The sequence below is a fragment of the Bdellovibrio sp. genome (assembly GCF_036384735.1).
Classification (GTDB): Bacteria; Bdellovibrionota; Bdellovibrionia; order Bdellovibrionales; family Bdellovibrionaceae; genus Bdellovibrio.
Genome location: NZ_DASVLT010000019.1, coordinates 25,274 through 45,918, shown reverse-complemented (window position 1 = coordinate 45,918; position 20,645 = coordinate 25,274). Strand labels below are relative to the sequence as shown.

At 43.9% G+C, this 20,645-nt stretch carries 24 protein-coding genes; 5 read left to right on the top strand and 19 right to left on the bottom strand.

Annotated elements, in window-relative coordinates; all coding sequences use genetic code 11:
- Positions 1-5 precede the first annotated feature (5 nt).
- Positions 6-365, bottom strand: a complete 360-nt coding sequence (locus VF412_RS05955) for a DUF1428 family protein (protein WP_331338302.1) — start codon at positions 363-365, stop codon at positions 6-8.
- Positions 366-423: 58 nt separating this feature from the next.
- The gene (locus VF412_RS05950; RefSeq protein ID WP_331338301.1) at positions 424-732 is read right to left on the bottom strand and encodes a hypothetical protein; all 309 of its coding nucleotides are present in this window, start codon (positions 730-732) and stop codon (positions 424-426) included.
- Between the two features lie 157 nt (positions 733-889).
- On the opposite strand from VF412_RS05950, the gene VF412_RS05945 reads away from it, so the two are divergent.
- Positions 890-1,219 (top strand): multidrug efflux SMR transporter, encoded by a 330-nt coding sequence (locus VF412_RS05945; RefSeq protein ID WP_331338300.1) that lies wholly within the window; start codon positions 890-892, stop codon positions 1,217-1,219.
- Here the strand turns inward: VF412_RS05945 and VF412_RS05940 are convergent, their stop codons facing one another.
- From VF412_RS05940 to VF412_RS05905, 8 genes are all read right to left on the bottom strand, one after another.
- A complete protein-coding gene (locus VF412_RS05940) occupies positions 1,220-2,056 on the bottom strand; it encodes a hypothetical protein (RefSeq protein ID WP_331338299.1) in 837 nt (278 codons plus the stop codon).
- 234 nt (positions 2,057-2,290) lie between these two features.
- On the bottom strand, positions 2,291-3,349 hold the full coding sequence (locus tag VF412_RS05935) for a hypothetical protein (protein ID WP_331338298.1): 1,059 nt from the start codon (positions 3,347-3,349) through the stop codon (positions 2,291-2,293).
- A 338-nt stretch (positions 3,350-3,687) separates the two neighbouring features.
- Positions 3,688-3,963, bottom strand: a complete 276-nt coding sequence (locus tag VF412_RS05930; RefSeq protein ID WP_331338297.1) for a hypothetical protein — start codon at positions 3,961-3,963, stop codon at positions 3,688-3,690.
- A 306-nt stretch (positions 3,964-4,269) separates the two neighbouring features.
- Positions 4,270-4,575, bottom strand: a complete 306-nt coding sequence (locus VF412_RS05925) for a hypothetical protein (RefSeq protein ID WP_331338296.1) — start codon at positions 4,573-4,575, stop codon at positions 4,270-4,272.
- Positions 4,576-4,753: 178 nt separating this feature from the next.
- Positions 4,754-5,752, bottom strand: a complete 999-nt coding sequence (locus VF412_RS05920; protein ID WP_331338295.1) for an extracellular solute-binding protein — start codon at positions 5,750-5,752, stop codon at positions 4,754-4,756.
- A 9-nt stretch (positions 5,753-5,761) separates the two neighbouring features.
- Positions 5,762-7,420, bottom strand: a complete 1,659-nt coding sequence (locus VF412_RS05915) for a hypothetical protein (RefSeq protein WP_331338294.1) — start codon at positions 7,418-7,420, stop codon at positions 5,762-5,764.
- Between the two features lie 433 nt (positions 7,421-7,853).
- A complete protein-coding gene (locus tag VF412_RS05910; protein WP_331338293.1) occupies positions 7,854-9,197 on the bottom strand; it encodes a prenyltransferase/squalene oxidase repeat-containing protein in 1,344 nt (447 codons plus the stop codon).
- 144 nt (positions 9,198-9,341) lie between these two features.
- Entirely contained in the window at positions 9,342-9,806 is a 465-nt protein-coding gene (locus tag VF412_RS05905; RefSeq protein ID WP_331338292.1) for a hypothetical protein, read from the bottom strand.
- Positions 9,807-10,146: 340 nt separating this feature from the next.
- Between VF412_RS05905 and VF412_RS05900 the strand changes: the two genes are divergently transcribed.
- Both VF412_RS05900 and VF412_RS05895 read left to right on the top strand, forming a co-directional pair.
- Positions 10,147-10,623 (top strand): carboxymuconolactone decarboxylase family protein, encoded by a 477-nt coding sequence (locus tag VF412_RS05900; protein ID WP_331338291.1) that lies wholly within the window; start codon positions 10,147-10,149, stop codon positions 10,621-10,623.
- Positions 10,620-11,114 (top strand): Rrf2 family transcriptional regulator, encoded by a 495-nt coding sequence (locus VF412_RS05895; protein WP_331338290.1) that lies wholly within the window; start codon positions 10,620-10,622, stop codon positions 11,112-11,114. The genes VF412_RS05900 and VF412_RS05895 overlap by 4 nt, the downstream gene beginning before the upstream one ends.
- Positions 11,115-11,333: 219 nt before the next feature.
- On the opposite strand, the gene VF412_RS05890 is transcribed toward VF412_RS05895, so the two are convergent.
- The 8 genes from VF412_RS05890 to VF412_RS05855 all read right to left on the bottom strand — a co-directional run bounded on the left by VF412_RS05890 (position 11,334) and on the right by VF412_RS05855 (position 18,462).
- A complete protein-coding gene (locus VF412_RS05890; protein WP_331338289.1) occupies positions 11,334-11,660 on the bottom strand; it encodes a hypothetical protein in 327 nt (108 codons plus the stop codon).
- A 75-nt stretch (positions 11,661-11,735) separates the two neighbouring features.
- Entirely contained in the window at positions 11,736-12,614 is an 879-nt protein-coding gene (locus VF412_RS05885) for a site-specific tyrosine recombinase (RefSeq protein WP_331338288.1), read from the bottom strand.
- A gap of 122 nt (positions 12,615-12,736) precedes the next feature.
- Positions 12,737-13,363 (bottom strand): hypothetical protein, encoded by a 627-nt coding sequence (locus VF412_RS05880; protein WP_331338287.1) that lies wholly within the window; start codon positions 13,361-13,363, stop codon positions 12,737-12,739.
- A 71-nt stretch (positions 13,364-13,434) separates the two neighbouring features.
- On the bottom strand, positions 13,435-14,202 hold the full coding sequence (locus VF412_RS05875; protein ID WP_331338286.1) for a hypothetical protein: 768 nt from the start codon (positions 14,200-14,202) through the stop codon (positions 13,435-13,437).
- 483 nt (positions 14,203-14,685) lie between these two features.
- Positions 14,686-15,840: a SpoIID/LytB domain-containing protein gene (locus tag VF412_RS05870; protein ID WP_331338285.1), complete on the bottom strand. Its 1,155-nt coding sequence runs from the start codon at positions 15,838-15,840 to the stop codon at positions 14,686-14,688.
- An 86-nt stretch (positions 15,841-15,926) separates the two neighbouring features.
- Positions 15,927-16,676 (bottom strand): slipin family protein, encoded by a 750-nt coding sequence (locus VF412_RS05865; protein ID WP_331338284.1) that lies wholly within the window; start codon positions 16,674-16,676, stop codon positions 15,927-15,929.
- Positions 16,676-17,953, bottom strand: coding sequence for a nodulation protein NfeD (locus tag VF412_RS05860; RefSeq protein WP_331338283.1), 1,278 nt, complete (start codon positions 17,951-17,953; stop codon positions 16,676-16,678). Before VF412_RS05860 ends, VF412_RS05865 begins: the two co-directional genes overlap by 1 nt.
- Complete coding sequence (locus tag VF412_RS05855) at positions 17,950-18,462, bottom strand: hypothetical protein (RefSeq protein ID WP_331338282.1); 513 nt, start codon at positions 18,460-18,462, stop codon at positions 17,950-17,952. Before VF412_RS05855 ends, VF412_RS05860 begins: the two co-directional genes overlap by 4 nt.
- 146 nt (positions 18,463-18,608) lie before the next feature.
- On the opposite strand from VF412_RS05855, the gene VF412_RS05850 reads away from it, so the two are divergent.
- Complete coding sequence (locus tag VF412_RS05850; RefSeq protein WP_331338281.1) at positions 18,609-18,815, top strand: hypothetical protein; 207 nt, start codon at positions 18,609-18,611, stop codon at positions 18,813-18,815.
- An 11-nt stretch (positions 18,816-18,826) separates the two neighbouring features.
- Here VF412_RS05850 and VF412_RS05845 read toward each other — a convergent pair whose 3' ends face one another.
- On the bottom strand, positions 18,827-20,029 hold the full coding sequence (locus VF412_RS05845) for an MFS transporter (protein WP_331338280.1): 1,203 nt from the start codon (positions 20,027-20,029) through the stop codon (positions 18,827-18,829).
- A gap of 78 nt (positions 20,030-20,107) precedes the next feature.
- Between VF412_RS05845 and VF412_RS05840 the strand changes: the two genes are divergently transcribed.
- The gene (locus VF412_RS05840) at positions 20,108-20,638 is read left to right on the top strand and encodes a hypothetical protein (protein WP_331338279.1); all 531 of its coding nucleotides are present in this window, start codon (positions 20,108-20,110) and stop codon (positions 20,636-20,638) included.
- Positions 20,639-20,645: the final 7 nt, after the last annotated feature.

Here is a 20,645-nt window from a genome sequence, read left to right as displayed (position 1 = left end):
TAGATCTATTCAACAGAAGCGATCATAGAAAAACCGCCCATCACGCAACGTTTTTGATCCATCCACTCTTCGCCCATACCTAATTTTTGCATGCCCGGATCTTTTGCCATCGCTTTAAAGACTTTGTCACGATGAGCTTTTGACTTGAAAAGAGCTTCAGCAAAAATCAAAACTTCGCCTTTTTTTAGTTTGATCTTTTTGGGGAAAGAAAGTTTTGTTGCATTTTCGTCCTCACTTACATAATCACGGCTAGCAAGAGCTCCGTGCTTTAAAAGAAGTTTTCCAACGATACGGGTTGTTTTTGTATAAGCTGGAACCTTTGATTTTGGAATCGGCATGATGCAGATATCTAGATATTTTCCCATGATGTCTCCTATAGGCTGATTGAAACAGCATTTCACCAGCCTGTAAAGGACCTTTCATTTACCAACAGTATTTGCAACTTTGCTCGACCTTTTGTAGCTGGTCGTTCATGAAAGTCATTTTATAGGACTCAACCCCAGCAGTCGCATCTTTTTCCCTCACACCAACCGTCACATCGCAGATTTGCGTTCCGTCCTCTCCCGCACAACTCATACGAGTCACTTTAAAAACCGCATTCTTATCTTCAGAAATATTCAGATGGTATAATGATTTCGCCATGACTAATGACTTTTGATGAATGACCTGTTCATCCATAGACCAGGCGTTCACAGAAACACAAAGCAATAAACAAGAAATAATAGTTTTCATAGATCCTCCAACGAAATGCTTCATCTGAGACGATCTTAAAGTAGATCGCAATCATCTACCGAGGAATCTGTCTAATTGCAGCTCCAGAGATCACGAATCATCTTCTTGCGGACACTTTTATCTTTGACTTCAAATTCAGAATGAATTGAGGTGAGATATGGTTTATTTATTTTTGGCCCTTTCTATTATTTCTGAAACAATCGCGACAACGTCTTTAAAAGCTTCCGCAGGATTTACCAAACTTGTCCCCAGCATCCTCGTCATTGTCGGTTATGGCGTTGCGTTTTTATGCATGAGTATTGTCATGAAATCAATGCCAGTGGGAATTGTCTATGCCATCTGGTCGGGCATCGGCATTGTCTTAGTTTCAGTGATGTCTTATTTTTGGTACAAACAAACATTAGACTTGCCAGCAATCATCGGCATGGTGCTAATCATTGCTGGCGTTGCAGTAATTAATCTGTTTTCAAAAGCTGCAGTTCACTAACTAGTAAATTTCAGAGCAAACAGTTTCGGGGTTTGCATCGACGATCTTTTCAACGGAAGTCAAAAGAGTACCACAAGCTGGAACCACTTCCGCCTCTTTGCGGATGATGGGACCAAAGTGTGAACGTTGCAAACGCAAAAGTGTCATTGCATATTCCGTCGCAAATGCAGGACAAGATTTATTGAACGACTGAAATGTCGCACCTGCCCCCGTACCAAGAATACTTTGATTTCCACAAGTCACACCCTCTTTAAAGACGGAAAGACCGCAACGAGCTGGTGAGGCTTGATATTCTTGATAAAGTTTTTTGAGTTCTGTTGAAAGTGCCATCGAGTCGTAGCTCGTTTGGAAAGCACCGGCCTCTGCTTCCGCTGAAGAACGGTTCGATCCGGCAGATCTGTCCCAACCTTCACAATAGGATCCAGAGCTTTCACGCATCCCTAATCCCATCCCCAAAGTATAAATCGCATGAACCGCTTCATCGCCTGACGTCGTTACCGTAATTCCGGCAGAAGAGAAGATACTTTTATAATAAGCCAAAGCATCTTTACTTGTATTGCCAGAACTTGCGGCCGAAAGAATTGTTGCTACGGCAGGAGTTCCGGTGTGACGAATACGGCAAAGACTGCGCGCAAAGCTAAGGGCGACACCTTTGATGTAACCTGCAGGAGCACGACCTCTGTTTTTCCAAGAATACTTATAGCAAGAAGAGCTTCCAGCAAGATCCTTGATTTGTTGAGTGTAAGTTGCAGATGTAGATGTGCCTGATGCAACGGCGGTATTGTATGTTGATAAAATGGCGAATTGAACGGCAATTATTAGTGACAGTTTTTTCATGCCTAATAAATCGGCAGCACAAAAGTCACCCAACAGAAGACATAGATCCAGATTTGCACGAATGTGATCAAGATTTTTCGTTCTGACACGAGGATTCTCGCAACTGGAGGCCCTCTCATTACATCGCCATTACATACTCATTACACAGTCAACTGCTTCCGATGGACCGAGCTTAAATAAAAAAGGCAGAGTTTTTGACTCTGCCTTTGCAATTCAAGATTTAATTTTTTTGATTTAGTAGTTTTGGTGGTAAGTCCAAAGCAACTGATTCACATAGTAACGAAGAGCTTCCAATTGGTTTTGAACAAGATACGCTTGAGAGTACCCATTTAAAGTTTGCTCTACCATTGTCAAAGTGTTGTCTAAGTAGAATAAATCATCCAATGAATCAGACCAGTCATAAGAATTATCGATAGCATCATCGTAGTTTTCAGCTGCATCAACCAGTTGACCTAACACATTCATCAAACGCGCAGAGTATTCGCGGTTTGGATTTATGTAAGCGGCCTTGGCCATTTGTGTATAGATATCACGAGACAAACTCTCTAGGTCACTTGATACAACATCAAGTTGTGCGTAACTCCATGAGGTTTCCGGAGGCATTGGATATATCCAACGGATGTTGTTGAAATAACGAGATGGCGGTCGTACACAGCCTGTCTCCCAACGAGTCAAACGATCTGCCCAGCGAGCCGCATTGTGAATCGCATTGACATCACGATTGATGTTCACGTGATAAGAATTGTGCCATGAATCCCGTGCACGCTGCATATCTGCGCGACGACGAGCCATCTCGCCTGCATCCCCTTGCCTTTCATGAGAGACTTGGTCACGGTTGTGCCTAATGTCGTCATCACTGCGATGATGAGCACCAGGATTGCTTGGCCAGCCACCCCCATGACTTGGAATTCCGCCGCCGTTTCCAGCATGATTTTGCGGAGGATTATTCGGTCTTGGAGAAGTAGCTGGACTTCCGCCATGATGTTGGCCACCACCATTATGAGTCGGAGGAGTTGGATTGGTAGGTCTTGGAGAAGGAGCTGGCGCTGGATTTTTCGGATGTGGAGTCGGCGCCGGATTGTGAGGACGCGGTGATGGATTACCTCCACCATGCCCCGGGTTGCCACCGGTACCTCTGCCGCCACCAGGGTTGTAAGGTGCAGGTCTTCCGCCCCCACCACCTGGACGTTCAACTTCCGGATTTTGACCGGGACGCTCTTGAGCGATGGCCGGGCTTGCAAATAAGCCCGCGATCGCAGTCACAATAATAAGTTCCTTAATGTGGTTACGCATGTACTCTCCTATTCTATTCTTTTGACGGAACGACCAATTGCAAAGGCAGCGCCAACAAGAACATAGCCAAAGTGACTCCGACTTTGTTTATATCAACTAAGAGTTGTCACAGCGACTCATGGTTAGGAGTTCAAATAGAACCTTGCCAAACTCATCACAACTTCAGCAAAGACCTTCAAGAGAGACGATTGAAGATTCGAAGATTTTCCGAAAGCAAATTGAGAGAATACAAATTACGAGGAGACAATTCATCAAGGGGACATCCTGTCCCCTTCAGAAAATCCCGGTGCAAAGAGATCCCAGATCGTTCGCGTCGCAAACAAACCGAAAAAAGAAAACTATTTTAGACATTCCTGTTGAGGAATAGGAAGAATCATTGGCCCATCTGCCAATTGTACTTTGTAAGTGCGAGCCAAATATTTCACCAAGATAAACTTAGCTGTTTCTTCAGTATCTGAAGAAAACGCGATATCCAGATTCCCTGCTTCATCACTTTTCGCCTGACCTGTTTGCGAACCATAGCGCCAACTTACAGCCTTATTTGCGACCGGAATTGCAAGGAAGGAACTTGAGTCCACCGCACACTGCATTTTGATAAAAAAACGATAATTCATTTTCGGAGCTGCCGCTGGCATCGGTTCATTCTCTGAAGTTGTTTCTATAGCACTCGCCGTTTTCGCTGAAGCCCCGCCCGTAGAGGTAGGCTTCGAAGTGCAAGCCCCAAGAAGAAATGAAATTGCAATTAAACTAGAATGAAAAAATCTGCTTAGTGACGTCATAACTTTCATAAGCTTATACGCACAGACTGTTGTTCGTCACTCGAGAACGCGCCGACCAATAAAGTCCAGGCCCAAGGATCGGTTCGATTTTGAGTAAAACTAAAAACCCCGCTTTGTTGAGCGGGGTTTCTATTCTAATGATTAACCTTGTTTATCGTGTTTTTCTTCGGAACGATCTTTTTTAAGACGTGCCTTATCTTGTTTTTTATTTCGGCGCGCTTCTTTCAAAGCTGCTTTATCTTTTTTCAACTGCTCTGAGTTTCCAGCAGTTTTATCTTTTGCGACATTTTCTTTCGCTTCTTTGATACTTTGATTGTCTTTCTTAACATCTTGCTTATCTTGCTGAACACGTTGTTGATCTTCTTTCACAACACCGTCTGCAGCAAAGGCAGAAGAAAAGCTTACTAAACTAGCCAATACTACGAGAGTCAATTTTGCGTTTTTCATTTTCGAACTCCTTTGATTAATTCGTTTGTTTGCTTCACGTCCGGGACAAGTAAAGAATAACAAACGCACCTAAGAGCTCGATTAAAACGGCATTTATTTTTTTTAATTCCGTCGTGCCTATACTGAGATTTAAGCCACTTTAAGGATCAATACAGTACAAAGTTTCATTAAAAAACATTTAAGGGCTATAGCCGGAACGAATATTAAGGCTTAATGCCGCAGGCGCCATAGCTCCGATTTTTGAAAGCCACTGAGTATCATATTTAAAGCCACCAAAACTATTCACGATGGCATTCGTTCCACGGAATTCAAGATTGGTTGGATACTCAAGTTTAGAATCTGCAAAGGCCGCTGCGGCCTGCGGATTGCTTGCCACATATTCCAGTAAACGTGTCGCAAGGCCTGGATTCGGTGATTGATAGAACAATGCAGCTCCCGTGATATTCACATGGACTCCTCGATTGTTCTGATTTGCCCAGAACAATTGCAACTGACTGTTCGGTGTTGCCGTCTTATAAGTCGCCAAGTATTGCGTGTTCACCAAAGCAACGCCACATTTCCCACTTTCAAGGGCCTGAACTAATGGTTGATCACCAGCAAAAATCGGTTGAGCATTATTAGCGACCCAGCCACGCACAACTCGCGTCGCCACATCTATCCCGTCTGCCAGCATCAAGTCTGCCACCACAGCTTGGCTATACTTGTACGTACCTTTACGAAGACACAGACGCCCCTTCCAACGAGGATCTGCCAGATCTTCATAAGTGGAAAGCTCCGAAGCCTTTACAAGCTGAGGATTATAAACCATCGTTCTTGCGCGAAAGCTTAAACCCACCCAGCCTGATTTCAAATCTCGAAAGGTATTGGGAATACGAGCCGATAAAATTTTTGAATTGATCGGACCAAACCATCCTTTTTTCGCGTATTCAGAAAATTCTGTTACGTCATCAAATAAAAGAAGGTCCGGCTTTGCCACATTCTGCGGATCATTTAATTTTGTCCAAAGCAAATTCGAATCACTATGGTCCACTTCCACTGTTACGCCTGTTTGCGTTTGGAAAAGATCAAAGTTGTAATTCACTTCCGTAAAATTATAAACTAAGAGTTTATGTGCCTCAGCTTTCGCACTCATTGCAATAGCCATCACGATCCCAGTTAACAACGAACCCCATTTCATATCAAACTCCTAGTCGTAATCTTCGTTTAAAGATTTCAAGAATTTTTCAAGATAGCTCATGTCATCGGCCGTGATATTTACCATCTTCATGCGAGGATCTGAATTACGCAAAACTCCCATGCGCGACATTTCGGATGTTTTCATATAGAAAATCAAAGCATCGGCGATGGTATCAATTTGTCCCGTATGCATGTACGGAGCGGTCTGTCCCAGATCACGCAGCGTCGGTGTCTTGATCATGCCAAGACTTCCCGCCAGGATTGTTTCATCATCCGCTCGATCACAGTCAATCTGCATTGAATAGCAAATGGCTTTTCTCATCAGAGCTTGAGGTCTCGGCATATCTGGATTTCCGAAGATATTCCACACCCCAAGATCGGCGTACATCGCATTCGCGGTACTTGGTGCGTGCCTGAATACGCCCTGTCCCGTCGGATTTGCATCCGACGCCGGTAAATACAAAGCGGCCTGTGAATTACGTTGAGCCAACGTTGGAACTGGAAGCCTCATAAAAGCGCCAGAGTCATGAACATCGTCATAGTCTAGCTGAGAAGCTCCGTTATTATGAAAAACGTGATCCGTGAAGTCCGGAGCTGAGTGGCATTCCGCACATCCTCCACGGCCTGCGAAAATCAAAAAGCCACGAATTTCATCTTCAGAGAACGTAAAATCCTGATTATGCAAAGTAAAACTTCCATCTGCACTTGTCACAGGTTGAACGCTTTTCATCTGTACGATCATTTTTGCCAAACGAACCGTGTAATCGCGTGCCCCTTCGCCTTGATTGGGTCTTTGTGGCAAATTGTTTTTACGAAGAAACACATCAAATGGTGAGCCCCTATAGTTTCCGTCCTTATCTTTTTTAAAATCCAAAGAATTTAAATAACCAGCTACCAAATGAATGACACCATCTACAACTTGTTGATCCGTCGATTGATCCACGTCGAAGCGATATTCTTCTGGAATTTGAAACTTTGCCGGGAGTGACGGATCGCCTGCTAAAAGCTTCTTATAAGAATAACCTTTTAAGTCGGTCTCTGTCGGAAAGCTTCCATCGTCTTGACGAATCACTGCTGCCATGTGGGCCGCAGCTTTGCCGCCCTCTCCAGGCAACCAACCCAGATTACGACCGAAGTAAGAGGAACGGACTAAATCTTCAGGTGACTCAAACTCACCATCATCATGAAGGAAATAATTAGGGTTCGCCGTTGACCCCACCATAATGGGTGAATTGCGTGGAGTTTCAAAAAGACCATCTCCACGATTTGGAATTGCACTACGACGCGAGAAATCCGTGTAAGCACGACTTCCTCCACCCCGGATATCAGTCGCCTGTTCCACGAAATGACATCCAGCGCAGGAAATAGCCTGACCACGATAAGGATTTTGAATTTTTCCCGCAATAGTATCAAGTGTTTCTACAACCGGGTCACCTTTGCTTAAAACTTGGTTCAAAGATTTTCTCGAGTGAGAGTAAAAGAACTGAGAAAAACGCGTTTCACGAAACAGTCGCTCACCAACCAATTTCAACGGGGAATCATCATCGTCATCATCTACGGCCGTATCTAGCGTTGAAGCCTTTTGAGTCGCACTCATCGCATGACAGTAACGTACTTCCGCAAAGGAAATTGCTATTAGAACTAACAACGCAAAGAATGCAGACCGCATGGATAGGCTCCTTGTGAGATGACGGTCCATCTCATAGTTTCCCTAGGCTTTTGAGTCAAAATTTTCAGACGAAAGATCAATAAATGAAAATCTAATGCAAATGAGTGTTAAGAAATAAAAAACCCTCTGCCTTTCTAGATCGTCAGAGGGTCAATATACAGTGTTGATAATAAAATCACCTGTAAGAAGCCAGCTCAGATGTTGTTCACCGTTGGCATGGCATATTTGCGCTTCTAACCTTGGAAATCGGTCGGAATTGCTAATTCGTTTCCGAGTATCCAAGCGCCCGGAGATCGACTTTTTTGGGAGAGGTCTTTTTTCACCATAACTCCTTCTTTCTCCTGACGCTTAAATAGTAGCGCGCAAAAAAATATTTTGCGAGATCCTGGGGATCTAAGGACAGTCTTTTCTATGTGCACAGACACGATCTGAATTAATTCAAGTGTAAGTAATAATTTACGTCGTATTGGGGCATTAATTTGTGCGCCTTTAGCAAGGCGGAAGTGGCCGCTGCTGTAGTATAAGAATTGGATTTCCAAACAACCAGGGATCTTGCGATGGCTGTCGCAGTGAAAAAGACTTCACCAGGCCAGTAGTAATAACCGTCTTTGGATTTACTAATATTACGAAGCAGGAAGCTTGCACCATACTTCATCGAGTTTACAACACGGCGATCTGTAAAATCGCCGAACTCTGCCAAAGCATTCATTGCGAACGCTGTGGATTGAATACGATCGTCTTTCCAGATATTCATATCGTTGTACCAACCGCCATCAGCAGATTGTTCTTTTAAAATAAACTCGACGATTTTATTTCTATTTTTATCAATGCATCTTTCGCCGGCCTTGTGCGCAAGAGACGCTGAATATGCGAGATTGAAAGTGTTTGGATAGTATATACCGCAGCTTGCATGCTGGTTCTTATCAATCATTCGATTGATAGTGTGGCAGGCTTCATCATGCCCTGGAAGATCCTCATTATGAGTCAACGCCAGAAGCCTTAGCACATTTAAATTCACAACACAGTCGACGTCATTTTTAGCAAATGGAATGCGCACACCTTTTTGAGGAGCGGCGAAATAAAACCGTGGCATATCGGGATCTGTTTCATCAAATTGCCACGTTAAAAAAGCACCCGTGTTCGTTTGATGTTCTGACCGATTATAGTAGTGGCCACGGCGATCCACATCACGGAAAGTCGCAAAGGACTCCTTGGTACCTTCAGGAATATCAAAGGGTTCATCTTTAATGGCGTGACTATAGTAGATCGCTGCAAAGGTCACGGAGGATGTGTCGGCATCTTGAGGAATATTGGTAAAACCTTTCCAAACCCTGAACAACGTCATCGCCGCAGGCTGATGCACACGAACGCCCTTCCATATGCGCGGGGGATAAAAATTAAAAAGATCGCCCTCACGATAGCGTTGAAAACTAGGCGTGGCCTTTTCAATCAATGAAGGAATTTGCGTAAACTCTGGATGATCCAAATAAATCGATGCCAACTGATTCACAACAGAAGCTGTTGTAAACGCACTGGCCTCTTGGTCATGACCAAAAGGACGGCCCACACCAACTAGGATCGGTACCAAGGTGGAGTAAAGATTGGTTGGCCACTCCCCTTGCCAATAGACGCTGTTTGTTTTCTGAATCTGTTCCGATGCGATGTACTTAAAATTGGACCGTGCGATTTCATCCAAAGACTTTGCGGTGATTTGAGTGTAGCCCCATGATGTACTGGTATTCAAAATAACCAAGGCCAACGTAAAAAGTTTTTTCATGGGGAACCTCTTTCTAGAAACTGTCCTTTTTAAAAAGCATATTTGAGGTCCTAAGCTACAAAAACAGAGCGGCACCTCGGAAGTAAAAACTTCCAGCGCCGCCCATTTCCGTTAAAAGACAAATACCCCAAAACAAACAGCTTACTAGCGAGAAATACAGTGCATGCGTGTATAGCCGTCGCCACCTTGAACCGAAGAGTAACGAGGACCTGCTACGTCTAGAACACCATTTTGGCGAGAGTCATTTGTATTACCCGCTTTGAAAGTCGTATTTGCTAAAGATTCCGAGCTTAGGTTCGTAGGTAAAATCAAACGAATACCGTTAGCCAAAGTAAATTCTTGTGCACCTTTATAAGGGCTGCGATTCGTTGTGATCTCTGAACCTTTGGCAGATGTTTGAAGGCCGTTGGTATCAAAAGTTGAAGGTTGGCCTTCTTGATTGATCACGATGTCAGCTAATTCGTCATCTCTTACAATTGTCGCCGATAAAATAGGTTTAGAACCCTTCTTTGAATAAAGACTCCAGCAAGCTATTTTGCCAGATGCAAAGCTTTGCGTACCAACCAAAGTCATCAAGCCAATTACAGATGCAATCATTCTTGTTTTCATAAAATCTCCGAGTTAGGTTTTGAAAGAGGATCGAGTGAGATTTCTAGCAAAAAAGCGGTTTCTCAATTGTCAAGATTGCGATATTTCGAAAAAAAGATAGAAGTGTCTATCACTTAAACAATCTATTCGCTTCAATCATGCCTTTTAACACGATTTCACCCTCTAAAAATGAGGCGCTGGAGTCCTTGATTCGCGTCACTATAGAACTCATTCTGTTAAAAATACCCATATATTCAATCACTTAGAAACTCTTGTCGACTCCTCTTCCAAGTGGTTTTTTTTTGAACTTTACATATCACATAATTACGGATAATAATTATCCGTAATAGGAGATACAAATATGCAAGCCCGATTAAACTACTATCCACAGATTCCACAAGCTTTCGAAAAACTTGTCGACCTAGGCAAAGTTTTAGAAACAGCTACTTTAGATAAAACCATTCAAGAGCTCGTGAAAATTCGCTCTTCCCAAATTAATAACTGCGGTTTCTGCGTTGATATGCACATCAAGGAAGCCAAAATCCACGGAGAGCGCGACCTAAGATTGCATCACATCGCAATTTGGCACGAGTCCCCTCTTTTCACAGCAAAAGAAAAGGCAGCCCTAGAATGGACAGAGGCTGTTACAAAGCTTAGCCAGAACACAATTTCTGATGAACTTTACGCACGCACTCGAGAGTTTTTCTCTGAGAAAGAAATAACGGAATTGACATTGGCCATCGCTATTATCAATGCTTGGAATAGATTTGGTGCAACTTTCAAATCAGTGCCAGGATCTTTAGATAAAGTTTATGGTTTAGATAAAGCAGGTCTATGAATTTAGGAAATCAAGTTGAGTGGGCTCTCCACTGTATGACAGTTTTAGCAGGCATGCCTGAAGAAGTTCAGGTACCCGCCAAAGTTTTAGCTGAATTCCATGGAGTTCCTAAAGAGTACTTATCGAAGTCTCTTCAACTTCTTTCCAACGAAGGACTTGTGATCACGTCATTAGGACCTAAAGGGGGCTATCGCTTAGCGAAGTCCCCCGAGCAGATTTCCCTGCTCGAAATTGTCGAAGCCGTTGAAGGAAAAAAGAAAACCTTCAACTGTCAGGAAATTCGTCGCAACAATCCGTGCTCTTCAAAGAAATCAAAAAGCTTTTCTTCTGTGTGCTCAATTGCAGCGGTGATGTATCAAGCGGACGAAGCTTGGCGCACAATTTTGCGCAAAACGACTTTAGCAGACATCTTGACGGATCTTCAGAAAAAATTAGATCCTGATGATGTCGCAAAAAATATGAAGTGGTTTGAAGACAATATTAAGACTTAAAGAAAAGCAGACCCTTGGGTCTGCTTTTTAGTTTTACTCAAAATGTGGGTAGATTAAAACTCGAAAGACGATCAATGCCACAATCAAACAGCCCAAAATAATAATTCCACGGGCCTCATTCTTTTTTTCCATTTTAAAAATCCATTCTTGAGCAAGAATTCGCTCAAATAAAGTGCGACAAGTCCGCAAACTGGCAAACCTGTATAAAAGAAATTTTATTTAAATCGAGAATGATGCAGGTGGAGCCCGAGACCGTGGCCAGTTGAAATCACAACTGGCGCGAAAGATGGAATTCGATGAGGTTTTCCATATCGCCTCACCAAACAAAGGAACTAGAAAGAAGGCACTGATAAAATGAAACGTTGTCTGAGTCTTCTCTGAAGGATGAAGTCCCCAAAGACTTGTTCCTGACTCTAAAACGACCGGTGCCCCTTGAGAAATACTTTTGATGGAGACGACAGACGAAGCAGCGCCTGCGAACTCGACACCAGCGATCTTCGCAAAAAAGAGGATTAAAGATAAAACAACGAAGCTTTGAAGTCTCACAAAGCTATATTAACGGAAAATGCAATGGGAGTCAAAAAAGGGACCGTCGCAGTGGTCGCCACGACGGTCCGAAACCTACTTTTCAACTTCTTGAAGCTGAGAAAGTGGATGATGTTCTTCAATAGTGCGAGTCATCGTATTCGTCGTCACATTTGTGTAGATCTGAGTTGTTTGAATGCTTGCATGCCCCAAAAGCATTTGGATCGAGCGAAGATCCGCTCCACTTTCTAGCAATGCCGTCGCACAACCGTGACGGAAACGATGAGGATTCACCGGCTCTGGGAAACCAGCACGAAGTGACCATGCGGCCAGCCATCTCCACACGTCAACACGTGAAGGGCGATGACCACGATCATTGATCAAAATCGATGGGGAATTTTCTTTCATTAATGATGGACGAGAATCACGCAAGTACTTCGTTAATTCCTCGGTCAACTTCTCAGTCAACGGAACCAAACGCTCTTTGCTGCCTTTACCAAGAACTTTAATCCAACGATCTGTAGGATTAAAATCCACAACATTTAATGCAATCAGCTCAGAAACTCGACAGCCAAGTCCGTACAAGAATAGCAACGTCAATTGATTACGAGCCGTCTTAACGGAATCATTGCCTTCAGCAGCATCAAAAAGCTGCTGGAACTCTTGTGGAGTCAGAACTTTAGGAAGTCCTACCTTCACCTTCGGCGGCTTCAATTCACGAAGCTCAGGACATTTTTGTCCTCGAGTTTCGCAAAACTTAAAATACGTGCGAAGAGAAGAAATCACGCGAGCCTGCGAACGAGTTGAAAGCTTGTGCTTTTTCATAAATTCGTAAAAGCCGGCAACGGATTTATTTGTTTTTGAGTATTCGATATAGAGTTCCAAATCGCGGCGATAAGCCATCACCGTATTCTGGGAACGTCCTCGTACATTCTGAAGTTCATCAAAGAAGTCGATCCAAAGAGGTAATTCCATATCACTATTATGACCTAGACTTTTCAGCAAGCGCAAGAATTATTATGTCACCAGAATGAAGAAACCCCGAGTTATGTACTCGGGGTTTTAATTTTGGTTAGGATTTCCTTTTGATGAACTTCTTAGTTGAATACATCAGAGAATGAACTTGAGCAAGGCACTCCGTTCACACTTGTGATGTACACACTGCCATACATGCGTGTTTGCTGTGTAGTCGCATCTTTATAAAGCATACCTTGATCCACTCTCATGCGAATAACTACACCAGTTGTCGAGATCAACTCTGGAAGTTGTAGCATTCCCAAAGACATTTGACCTACAGTTGACGATTGCATCACATAAGTACCTGCAGGAATGGTGCATGAATTTCCGTAGCCGTATGTTGCCGCAGGATCTACTAATGTTGTTCCAGCGATGAATTGACCTTGAACTGCCACGGGGCCTGTGTACAAGTTGTAAGCCGAGCTTGCGCCTGGAGTGAACATTGTTGCACTGACAATCAATTGCATATTCGCAAATTGCGCCAAACCTGTCGCATTCTTCGCACTGAAGACATCAATTGCTGTCGCACTTGGAATCGATGTCGCACAAGTTGCGCAATTCGTGATGCCAAGGAGTGTATTCGGTGGAGCAGAGTCTCCGCCTTTATTTCCGCAAGCTGCCATAAAGATCATGACTGACAAAGCTGCGACGGCACGGGTGAAAAGTCTTGCAGAAAAACTTAATTTTTTTAGCTTAAGTGTTTCCATAACTTCCTCTTTCTTCTTTATCTTTCGAAAATGGTTTTCTTTTTTAATATCTTCGTTTCTAAAAATCTGTTTTATTGGAAAGCTTGGGATACATTCAATCCAGAGAATGTACCAAGTTTTCTATAACCACCATCTGTTGGGTAGACAGATGATTTGTTGATCACGCCTGAATCGCGGCAAGCATAAGGACCCGTATAAATGAACCAGCATTTTCTATACGGAGACTGAGTCGCGTAAGATTGTGCGAAGTTCTTATAGTAGATAGATCCTGATACAATCGAACCACCTTGAGCATCACCTTGATTCACAACACTGTCGATAACCAACACAATGGAACCGTAGCTATCTTGGAAGAAGCCAGAGAACTTGTTTGAACCGCCAGATGAAAACCATCTGTTGAAATCAGCTTCGTAAGTTCCATTATCTTTCAAACCATCCAATGATACGTTTTGACCAGTGCCTGCCGTGAAAGTTCCTGTGTATTGGTAACCTGTATCAATGTAAGAGATTTGAACCGTACCGCCGTAACGGTCACCGTTCGAACCCGTTGATTGCAAAGACACAGTTACTTTGAAGTTTGTTGGTGCATTCAATGGATGAGTTCCTACGTAAGAGTTGAACTCAGACAATGACACCGGAACAAACGTCGCGACATTCGTGTATGAAGTCGAAGATGAATCTGTTGATGAACCGGAGTCTGGAGCTGAAGGTGCCCCACCAGTCAAACCCGTATCTGCTACCGAAGAGTTTGCAGCGCTCAAACCATTATTACTGCAACCAACTCCCATCAAGGAGAATCCAGCAAGAAGGATCATAAGCTTAGTATTGATACGTTTCATAACAGCCTCTCTTTTAAAGTGACCCGATCATGGGCACCGTTCATAGAGATCCTATTGCGATGCCTATGCCAAGCTTAGCAAGACTGGATAACCCTCCATAATCACTTCAGAATTCCACACTTTCTCAACATGATTCAGAGGGGAGCTAATCGTCTAAACCTTATGGAAGATGCGCAAAAAGGGCACCCATCTCATTATGAATCTGACTAAAAGCTAGGCGAAAAAACGAAAATTCAAGAAATTCTATCATTTTACCGAAATGGGAAATGTATCAAATCTTAAACACTTTTAGATAATTTCACTGAGGGAACGATTATGACAGTCACAGCAACAAATGTTCTGATCTTAGGCGCGGTCTTCATGTTTGCAGCTCGCGTCTTTATGGGATTCTAGAAAAAAGAATTTCTATTTCGAAATAAAAAAGGGACTTGCACAGTCCCTTTTTTATTTTCTTGCCGAGATCATTTCCGACTTTCTACAGACTTAATTTATTTTGGCCAGAGGATAGTAGTGTTTCAGAATCGCCGTATATTTTGCGCCTCTGATTCCCATCGCTCGACTGCCCCACTGACACAATCCCACACCGTGACCAAATCCCTGCCCTGCAAACTGCACCGTGGCACCATTGTCTTTCGCAGTAAAAAGAGTACTGCGAAGATCTTGGAAGCCTACCATCTGGCGGAAGTCATTGGCGCTAAAAAGCTCTTCATCGTTATTTGCAGCGACCTTAACAGATTGTACGCGGGAATCAGCTGTGTTGCGGATCAAACGAATTGATTGCAAACCATAAATATGAAGACGACGTTCTAATTCCTGTTTTGTCAAAGTGAGTTTCCACTGAGAATGCGGCCCCGTTGGGCAAGACTCATCAATCGCAACGCCTGCATCCACTCCACTTTTCCAAACGTTTCTTGCCGTTGTTGTGTGACCACCGCAATCCGCATGGTAGAAAGCTTTTAAAACTTTCTTATCTGGTCCGAGCAAAGTCACACCTTCAGTTTCACGAACAGCCTGCATGGCTTTTTTAATTTTTTTATCATCGTCCTGATCCATCACATGGCGAAACACCTGATCAAGAACGGAGCTTTCAACGTGATAGGCACGATCTTGACGCTCGTTCATGACCGCCAATGTGTAAGAACGAATGGCGACAGCCTGGGCTTTCAAAGTTTCAAGAGGCCACGAAGAAGGCATCTCGCTGGAAAGAACGCCGGTGATATATTCTTCTAAAGGGACAACACCGATCACGTCCATCTTGTCTTTACCGTTTTGAGTTAAAAGAATTTTTGAAGGCAGCGTCTGCATTCCTGCACGCAAAGAATCGCCTTGAATCATCAAATACTTTTCAGTGAACAGATGTTCATGGTCTTGATTGTTCAAGCGTAAAGACCAAAATTTCTTTCCGTCTTTATGTAAAACACGAACTTCCGCCTGGCCTGTTTGCGGGATGGCGACCGGGCGATAGATCTGAGCCAAATTTTGAAAACGCAAACTCATTCCAGAAAGTTGAAAGCGCTTAGAAATTGTCATCAAGCGCACACGCACAAACTGATGGGAAGGATCCACAGAGGACTGAGCATCGGGCACGAAAGTCATCAACACACATATGAAGCCGATGAATGCCCAGATAATTTTCACTGCTACCCCGTCCGTGGAAAAAGAAAAGGCAGAACTTCTTGCTCTGCCTTCTTTATTTAAACAAACAATGTAGCGTCGATGAAAGTCTAGTTTTTGTGAGTCAGCTCCATGAACGGTTTAATCAAATCCATTGGCAACGGGAAGATCACAGTGTTGGACTTATCCCCAGCAATTTCAGTCAACGTCTGCATATATGCTAGCTGCAAGGCAGACGGAGAACTAGACATAGTGGTTGAGGCTTCCGCAAGTTTTTGTGCACGCTGCAATTCACCTTCTGCGCTAATTACTTTGGCGCGGCGCTCACGCTCCGCTTCGGCCTCACGCGCCATGGCTCTTTGCATCTCTTTTGGAAGATCGATTTGTTTTACTTCCACCATTGTGACCTTGATACCCCAAGCCTCTGTGTGCTTATCAAGAATGCCTTGTAGAGTTGCATTGATTTTATCACGATGTTCGAGCACGTCATCCAATGGATATTGCCCCATCACCGAACGAAGAGTCGTCTGTGCCAACTGACTTGTGGCAAAGTAATAGTCTTCAACTTTCGTGATAGCCTCGAGGGGCGAAACCACTTTGAAGTACACAACTGCATTCACTTGCATGCTGACGTTGTCTTTCGTGATCACATCTTGAGGCTGAACATCCATCGCCACAGTACGTGTGTCGATCTTCATCATACGCTCAACAAACGGAATCAAAAGAATCAAACCAGGTCCACGCACTCCGACAGCGCGACCCAGACGTAAAACTACGCCTCTTTCCCAGTCATTTAAAATTTTCACCATGGAACTAAAAATGATGGCTCCGATGACGACGATGGCTATTAAAAACTCCATTACCTACTCCTTTTAACTTTCTTCACTAATAACGTCAGACCTTGGCGCGAATTCACCTGCACGCGGTCGGTGATCTCAAGAGGATCTTCAGAAACAAACTTCCAAGTTTCACCCATGATTTGTATTTGCCCGCGATGCCCGCCAGCCTCCACAGAGACAACCATGCCCTCTGCCTCTTGCAGGTCATGATCTAGATCGCGTTTTTTCAATTTCAATGTTCCAAATGCCAAATATCCAAGGCTTAAGAAAATCAATCCTAAAACCAAGACCACAGGTGTGATCACCGACAATGGCAAATGATATCCGGTTGTTTGTGGATCAAATAAGAATAAACTTCCCACGAAAACGGAAATCAGGCCACCGATGCCGAGAGCTCCGAAACTTGGAACAAAAAGTTCTGCGATTAAGAAACCAATACCCAAAAGAATAAGTGCAAGACCACCCCATGCGACATCCAACTTGTGGAATGCGATCAGTGACAGAACCAATCCTACTCCCCCAATCACACCGGGAGCGATCAATCCTGGATGGGTCACTTCAACATAAAGAAGAGCTAGACTTCCCATGAAGAGCAAATACGCAAACTCGGGATCCGCCACCAAGTTTAAAACTTTATAGCGAAGATCAGGAGCGAACTCTTGCAAATCGCCCACTACCACAGGAATTTCTTTTTGTTCACCGATTTTAACCTTACGCCCTTGAGCCTGTTTTAAGAATTCAGTCTCATTGACCGCAAGAATATCAATAGCGCCTTGCTTTTGCGCATCCTCACTGCTGAGAGACGCGGCCTCTGTCACGATGTCACGGGAAAATTTCTGACTGCGGCCTCGAAGCTTTGCCACACCTTCCATCCAACTGACAGTATCGTTAATCATCTTTTTACGAAGATCTTCAGGCATTTGCTCGCCTGATCCTAAAATAGGTGTCGCCGCACCAACGTTGGTCGCAGGCAATCCCCCACTGACATGACAAGCTTGTAAAATAATTGCACCAGCACTGCCAGCATGACCTCCACTGGGAGTAATCAAACACATGTAAGGAATTGAAGACGCCAAAATTTTTTCAACGATCAAACGGGTGCTTTGCAAACTTCCACCCGGAGTGTTCAATCGAACGAACAACGAATCACATTTTTTTTCGATAGCACTCTTTTCAGCTCTTTCAAGATAGTCCAAAGTGGACGCGGAAATTGCCTCATTGATCGTGACTGCAACCGTGCAAGCTGCTGATACTTTGATTCCCAGTAATAAAATCAGTACTGAGACCAGAAGCTTCATAAGCTTAACTCCTTCATCACTTTTTGGAGATCATTCCACACAACTTTTTTTGCACCGGCATCTTCAAGCAAATACGCGGGACTGTAGGTCTCAATCCACTTCCCCGGCCCCTTGTAAATCAATTCGCCAATGTCTTTGGGGAATGAACTAAAAACCACAACCACCTTGCTTTCACATAATTTTGCAACCTCGGATGGTAATTTCGAACGGTCTTCCACTGTGCAATCCAACTCAAGATACTGAAGGTTGCGCAGTTTCATTGCGGCTTTCATTTTCGAAAAGAGCTCTTTCGTTTCCGGCAAAAAGAGACTCTCTTTCGCTTGTGTGAGAATATTCAAAAAGATCAATTCAAAATGCTGAAGAGACGAGGGCACAAAAGCACCCTGCTCGGTAAAAAACTGTATGCGCGATGGCGTTGTTGCAACCACTCCTGCGGCTTGAGGCGACTCAGAGATCATGACCTTTTGCAGGCCCAAAACCTCTTCAAGATATTGAATATAATCTTTCATGGGTCGAAGTTTACATTCACCCCAGACTATAGACCATTAAAACCATGGAAATTGCGCCGTGCGCTGGGCATGAAAACACAAAAACTTGTCTCAAGTTGGGACAAAACCCTTCCGAAAAGTAAGGTATCAAGCCAAGGAGGGCCACCATGGAAGTTTTCAAATTTAACATCATTCCGACAGATGAATTTATTAAAAGAGAAAGCTTTAAACAATCCGTGAACAACTGCGAATTGTGCCACGGTCCTCTTGAGTTTAATTATCGACAGGATTCTGAAATTTCAGTCCTTCAGGAAGAGGCAAAGTGCACCGTGTGCTTGAAAGAAAAAGAAACGGCCTGCCATCGCGTTCACTAAGACGCGGGCTTTTACGGACTTTCTTTCAGCATGTAATGGCGGATGAATTTGGAAAATCCTGTGATACTCAGTCCAATAGCCGCCACCAACAAAGCTCTTGAAGTGGAGCTAAATCTAGCAAAAGCTCCCCAACTGACGGCGCCCAAGGACATTCCCGCATAAAAGACAGCCAGGAAAACTCCAAGCATTGTCGCCTTTAAGTGAGACTTTCCTGTCAATTGACGAGAACTCATGTTCATCAGTGTCGCAAGAATCAACCAACCGATCCCCGCAAAGAACATCGCTTCACACATGAAGATATAACTGGGCGCTATCGCCATCAAAAATAATCCAAGAGCATAAACCAAGTAGGCCCCGGACAGCGACGTATTCGTGCGATGAGGCTGCATAAGTTTCTGAGAATAAACAGCACTGAAGCAGGCCCCCAACCCCAAAAAACCCAGCAAGGAACCATACTGCCAACTGCTTAAGCCCATCTCAATTCGACCTCGAGTCGGATAGAGTGCCCACAGCGAGCTTGCGAAGAATGTGACGATGAAAATCTCAATCCACAATTTCATATTGTGCAGAGAAAATAAAAATTTCCATTCGCTTTGCGTGAAGCGAATGTCTTTTTTCACTTCAATGGATTCTTTAACTGGCCACCGCCAGAAAAATAAAATCAAACCCATGAAAGAAAAACTATTCAAAAGAAACGCCATCGATGGACCAAATCCGCCTAAGATACCTCCACCAATTGTAGGCCCTAAAACACGAGTGATATTAATTCCCATGTAGTACACAAGAACTGCCTGAGTTTGACTTTCAGCAGGCACCAAATCTGTCAATACGGACTGAAAAGCCGGATTCGTCAAAGCCGCTCCAATTCCCAAGATCAAGGATAGAGCCAGCAGCGAAGACTCGGTGATTTTCTCTTCCCATACTAAAAATGCCAAAACAGCTGCCGCCGAAAACATCACAATCTGCGCAGCCAGAAGAATACGACGGCGATGCCCTTGATCCGCAATAAATCCAGCGGGAATACTCAAGAAGACCATAGGCAAATTCATTGTGAAAGATAACAGAGAAATAACCAATGGTGACGTCGAAAGGTGTGTCATCACCCAACTTGCCGCCACGTCTTGAATCCAGGTGCCGAGATTTGACAAAAAGGCGCAAATCCAAAAAGAACGATACACAGAAATTTTCAGCGGAGACCAAACGGATTCTTTCATGACAAGAAAAGCATATAACGCTTTTTCTTTGCGACCAATTCATTCTTCAACAAAAATTGAAACTAGAAAGAGGTGACTATGAAAACATGGATGCTGACTCTGGTCGGAGTCTTAACTTCATTGGCTTGTTATGCAAATCCAACTCAGTCTGGGCTGACAATCACCACGGATGATCAACCACTTTCGCCGACGCTAACACAAGCTTTACCAAATCCACTGCCCGACGATGGACAGCAACCGACTCAACCCAATCAACCGAACCATCCGGGGCAGCCAGGACAGCCAGGACAACCAAGTCAAGGCAATCCCAATTACGGTCAAACTTATCAATACAACTTCGGCCAAGTTCCTGTGAATCAAAGTCGTTGGGCCCGCTTTACATTAAGAAGTACCGGCCCCGGTCCCCTTTACATCAATCAAGTGGCTTTGTATGGACAAGGATTCTTTGGCAGAACGACTTGTCCTGGAATTCTCTACCCAGGACAGATCTGTGACGCTACCGTCGAGTTCAGACCTTGGTATCAGGGTGGATACAATGGCCAGCTGATCTTCTACACAAGTGCCGGCCAATTTGTCGTTTATCTTTATGGATGGGGCATTCGCTGGTAGCTTAGTC

What these genes read in the sequence shown, in the direction of transcription:
- VF412_RS05955 (WP_331338302.1), bottom strand. Translation starts at nt 365, where the DNA reads ATGGGAAAATATCTAGATATCTGCATCATGCCGATTCCAAAATCAAAG.
- VF412_RS05950 (WP_331338301.1), bottom strand. Translation starts at nt 732, where the DNA reads ATGAAAACTATTATTTCTTGTTTATTGCTTTGTGTTTCTGTGAACGCC.
- VF412_RS05945 (WP_331338300.1), top strand. Translation starts at nt 890, where the DNA reads ATGGTTTATTTATTTTTGGCCCTTTCTATTATTTCTGAAACAATCGCG.
- VF412_RS05940 (WP_331338299.1), bottom strand. Translation starts at nt 2,056, where the DNA reads ATGAAAAAACTGTCACTAATAATTGCCGTTCAATTCGCCATTTTATCA.
- VF412_RS05935 (WP_331338298.1), bottom strand. Translation starts at nt 3,349, where the DNA reads ATGCGTAACCACATTAAGGAACTTATTATTGTGACTGCGATCGCGGGC.
- VF412_RS05930 (WP_331338297.1), bottom strand. Translation starts at nt 3,963, where the DNA reads ATGAATTATCGTTTTTTTATCAAAATGCAGTGTGCGGTGGACTCAAGT.
- VF412_RS05925 (WP_331338296.1), bottom strand. Translation starts at nt 4,575, where the DNA reads ATGAAAAACGCAAAATTGACTCTCGTAGTATTGGCTAGTTTAGTAAGC.
- VF412_RS05920 (WP_331338295.1), bottom strand. Translation starts at nt 5,752, where the DNA reads ATGAAATGGGGTTCGTTGTTAACTGGGATCGTGATGGCTATTGCAATG.
- VF412_RS05915 (WP_331338294.1), bottom strand. Translation starts at nt 7,420, where the DNA reads ATGCGGTCTGCATTCTTTGCGTTGTTAGTTCTAATAGCAATTTCCTTT.
- VF412_RS05910 (WP_331338293.1), bottom strand. Translation starts at nt 9,197, where the DNA reads ATGAAAAAACTTTTTACGTTGGCCTTGGTTATTTTGAATACCAGTACA.
- VF412_RS05905 (WP_331338292.1), bottom strand. Translation starts at nt 9,806, where the DNA reads ATGAAAACAAGAATGATTGCATCTGTAATTGGCTTGATGACTTTGGTT.
- VF412_RS05900 (WP_331338291.1), top strand. Translation starts at nt 10,147, where the DNA reads ATGCAAGCCCGATTAAACTACTATCCACAGATTCCACAAGCTTTCGAA.
- VF412_RS05895 (WP_331338290.1), top strand. Translation starts at nt 10,620, where the DNA reads ATGAATTTAGGAAATCAAGTTGAGTGGGCTCTCCACTGTATGACAGTT.
- VF412_RS05885 (WP_331338288.1), bottom strand. Translation starts at nt 12,614, where the DNA reads ATGGAATTACCTCTTTGGATCGACTTCTTTGATGAACTTCAGAATGTA.
- VF412_RS05880 (WP_331338287.1), bottom strand. Translation starts at nt 13,363, where the DNA reads ATGGAAACACTTAAGCTAAAAAAATTAAGTTTTTCTGCAAGACTTTTC.
- VF412_RS05875 (WP_331338286.1), bottom strand. Translation starts at nt 14,202, where the DNA reads ATGAAACGTATCAATACTAAGCTTATGATCCTTCTTGCTGGATTCTCC.
- VF412_RS05865 (WP_331338284.1), bottom strand. Translation starts at nt 16,676, where the DNA reads ATGGAGTTTTTAATAGCCATCGTCGTCATCGGAGCCATCATTTTTAGT.
- VF412_RS05860 (WP_331338283.1), bottom strand. Translation starts at nt 17,953, where the DNA reads ATGAAGCTTCTGGTCTCAGTACTGATTTTATTACTGGGAATCAAAGTA.
- VF412_RS05855 (WP_331338282.1), bottom strand. Translation starts at nt 18,462, where the DNA reads ATGAAAGATTATATTCAATATCTTGAAGAGGTTTTGGGCCTGCAAAAG.
- VF412_RS05850 (WP_331338281.1), top strand. Translation starts at nt 18,609, where the DNA reads ATGGAAGTTTTCAAATTTAACATCATTCCGACAGATGAATTTATTAAA.
- VF412_RS05845 (WP_331338280.1), bottom strand. Translation starts at nt 20,029, where the DNA reads ATGAAAGAATCCGTTTGGTCTCCGCTGAAAATTTCTGTGTATCGTTCT.
- VF412_RS05840 (WP_331338279.1), top strand. Translation starts at nt 20,108, where the DNA reads ATGAAAACATGGATGCTGACTCTGGTCGGAGTCTTAACTTCATTGGCT.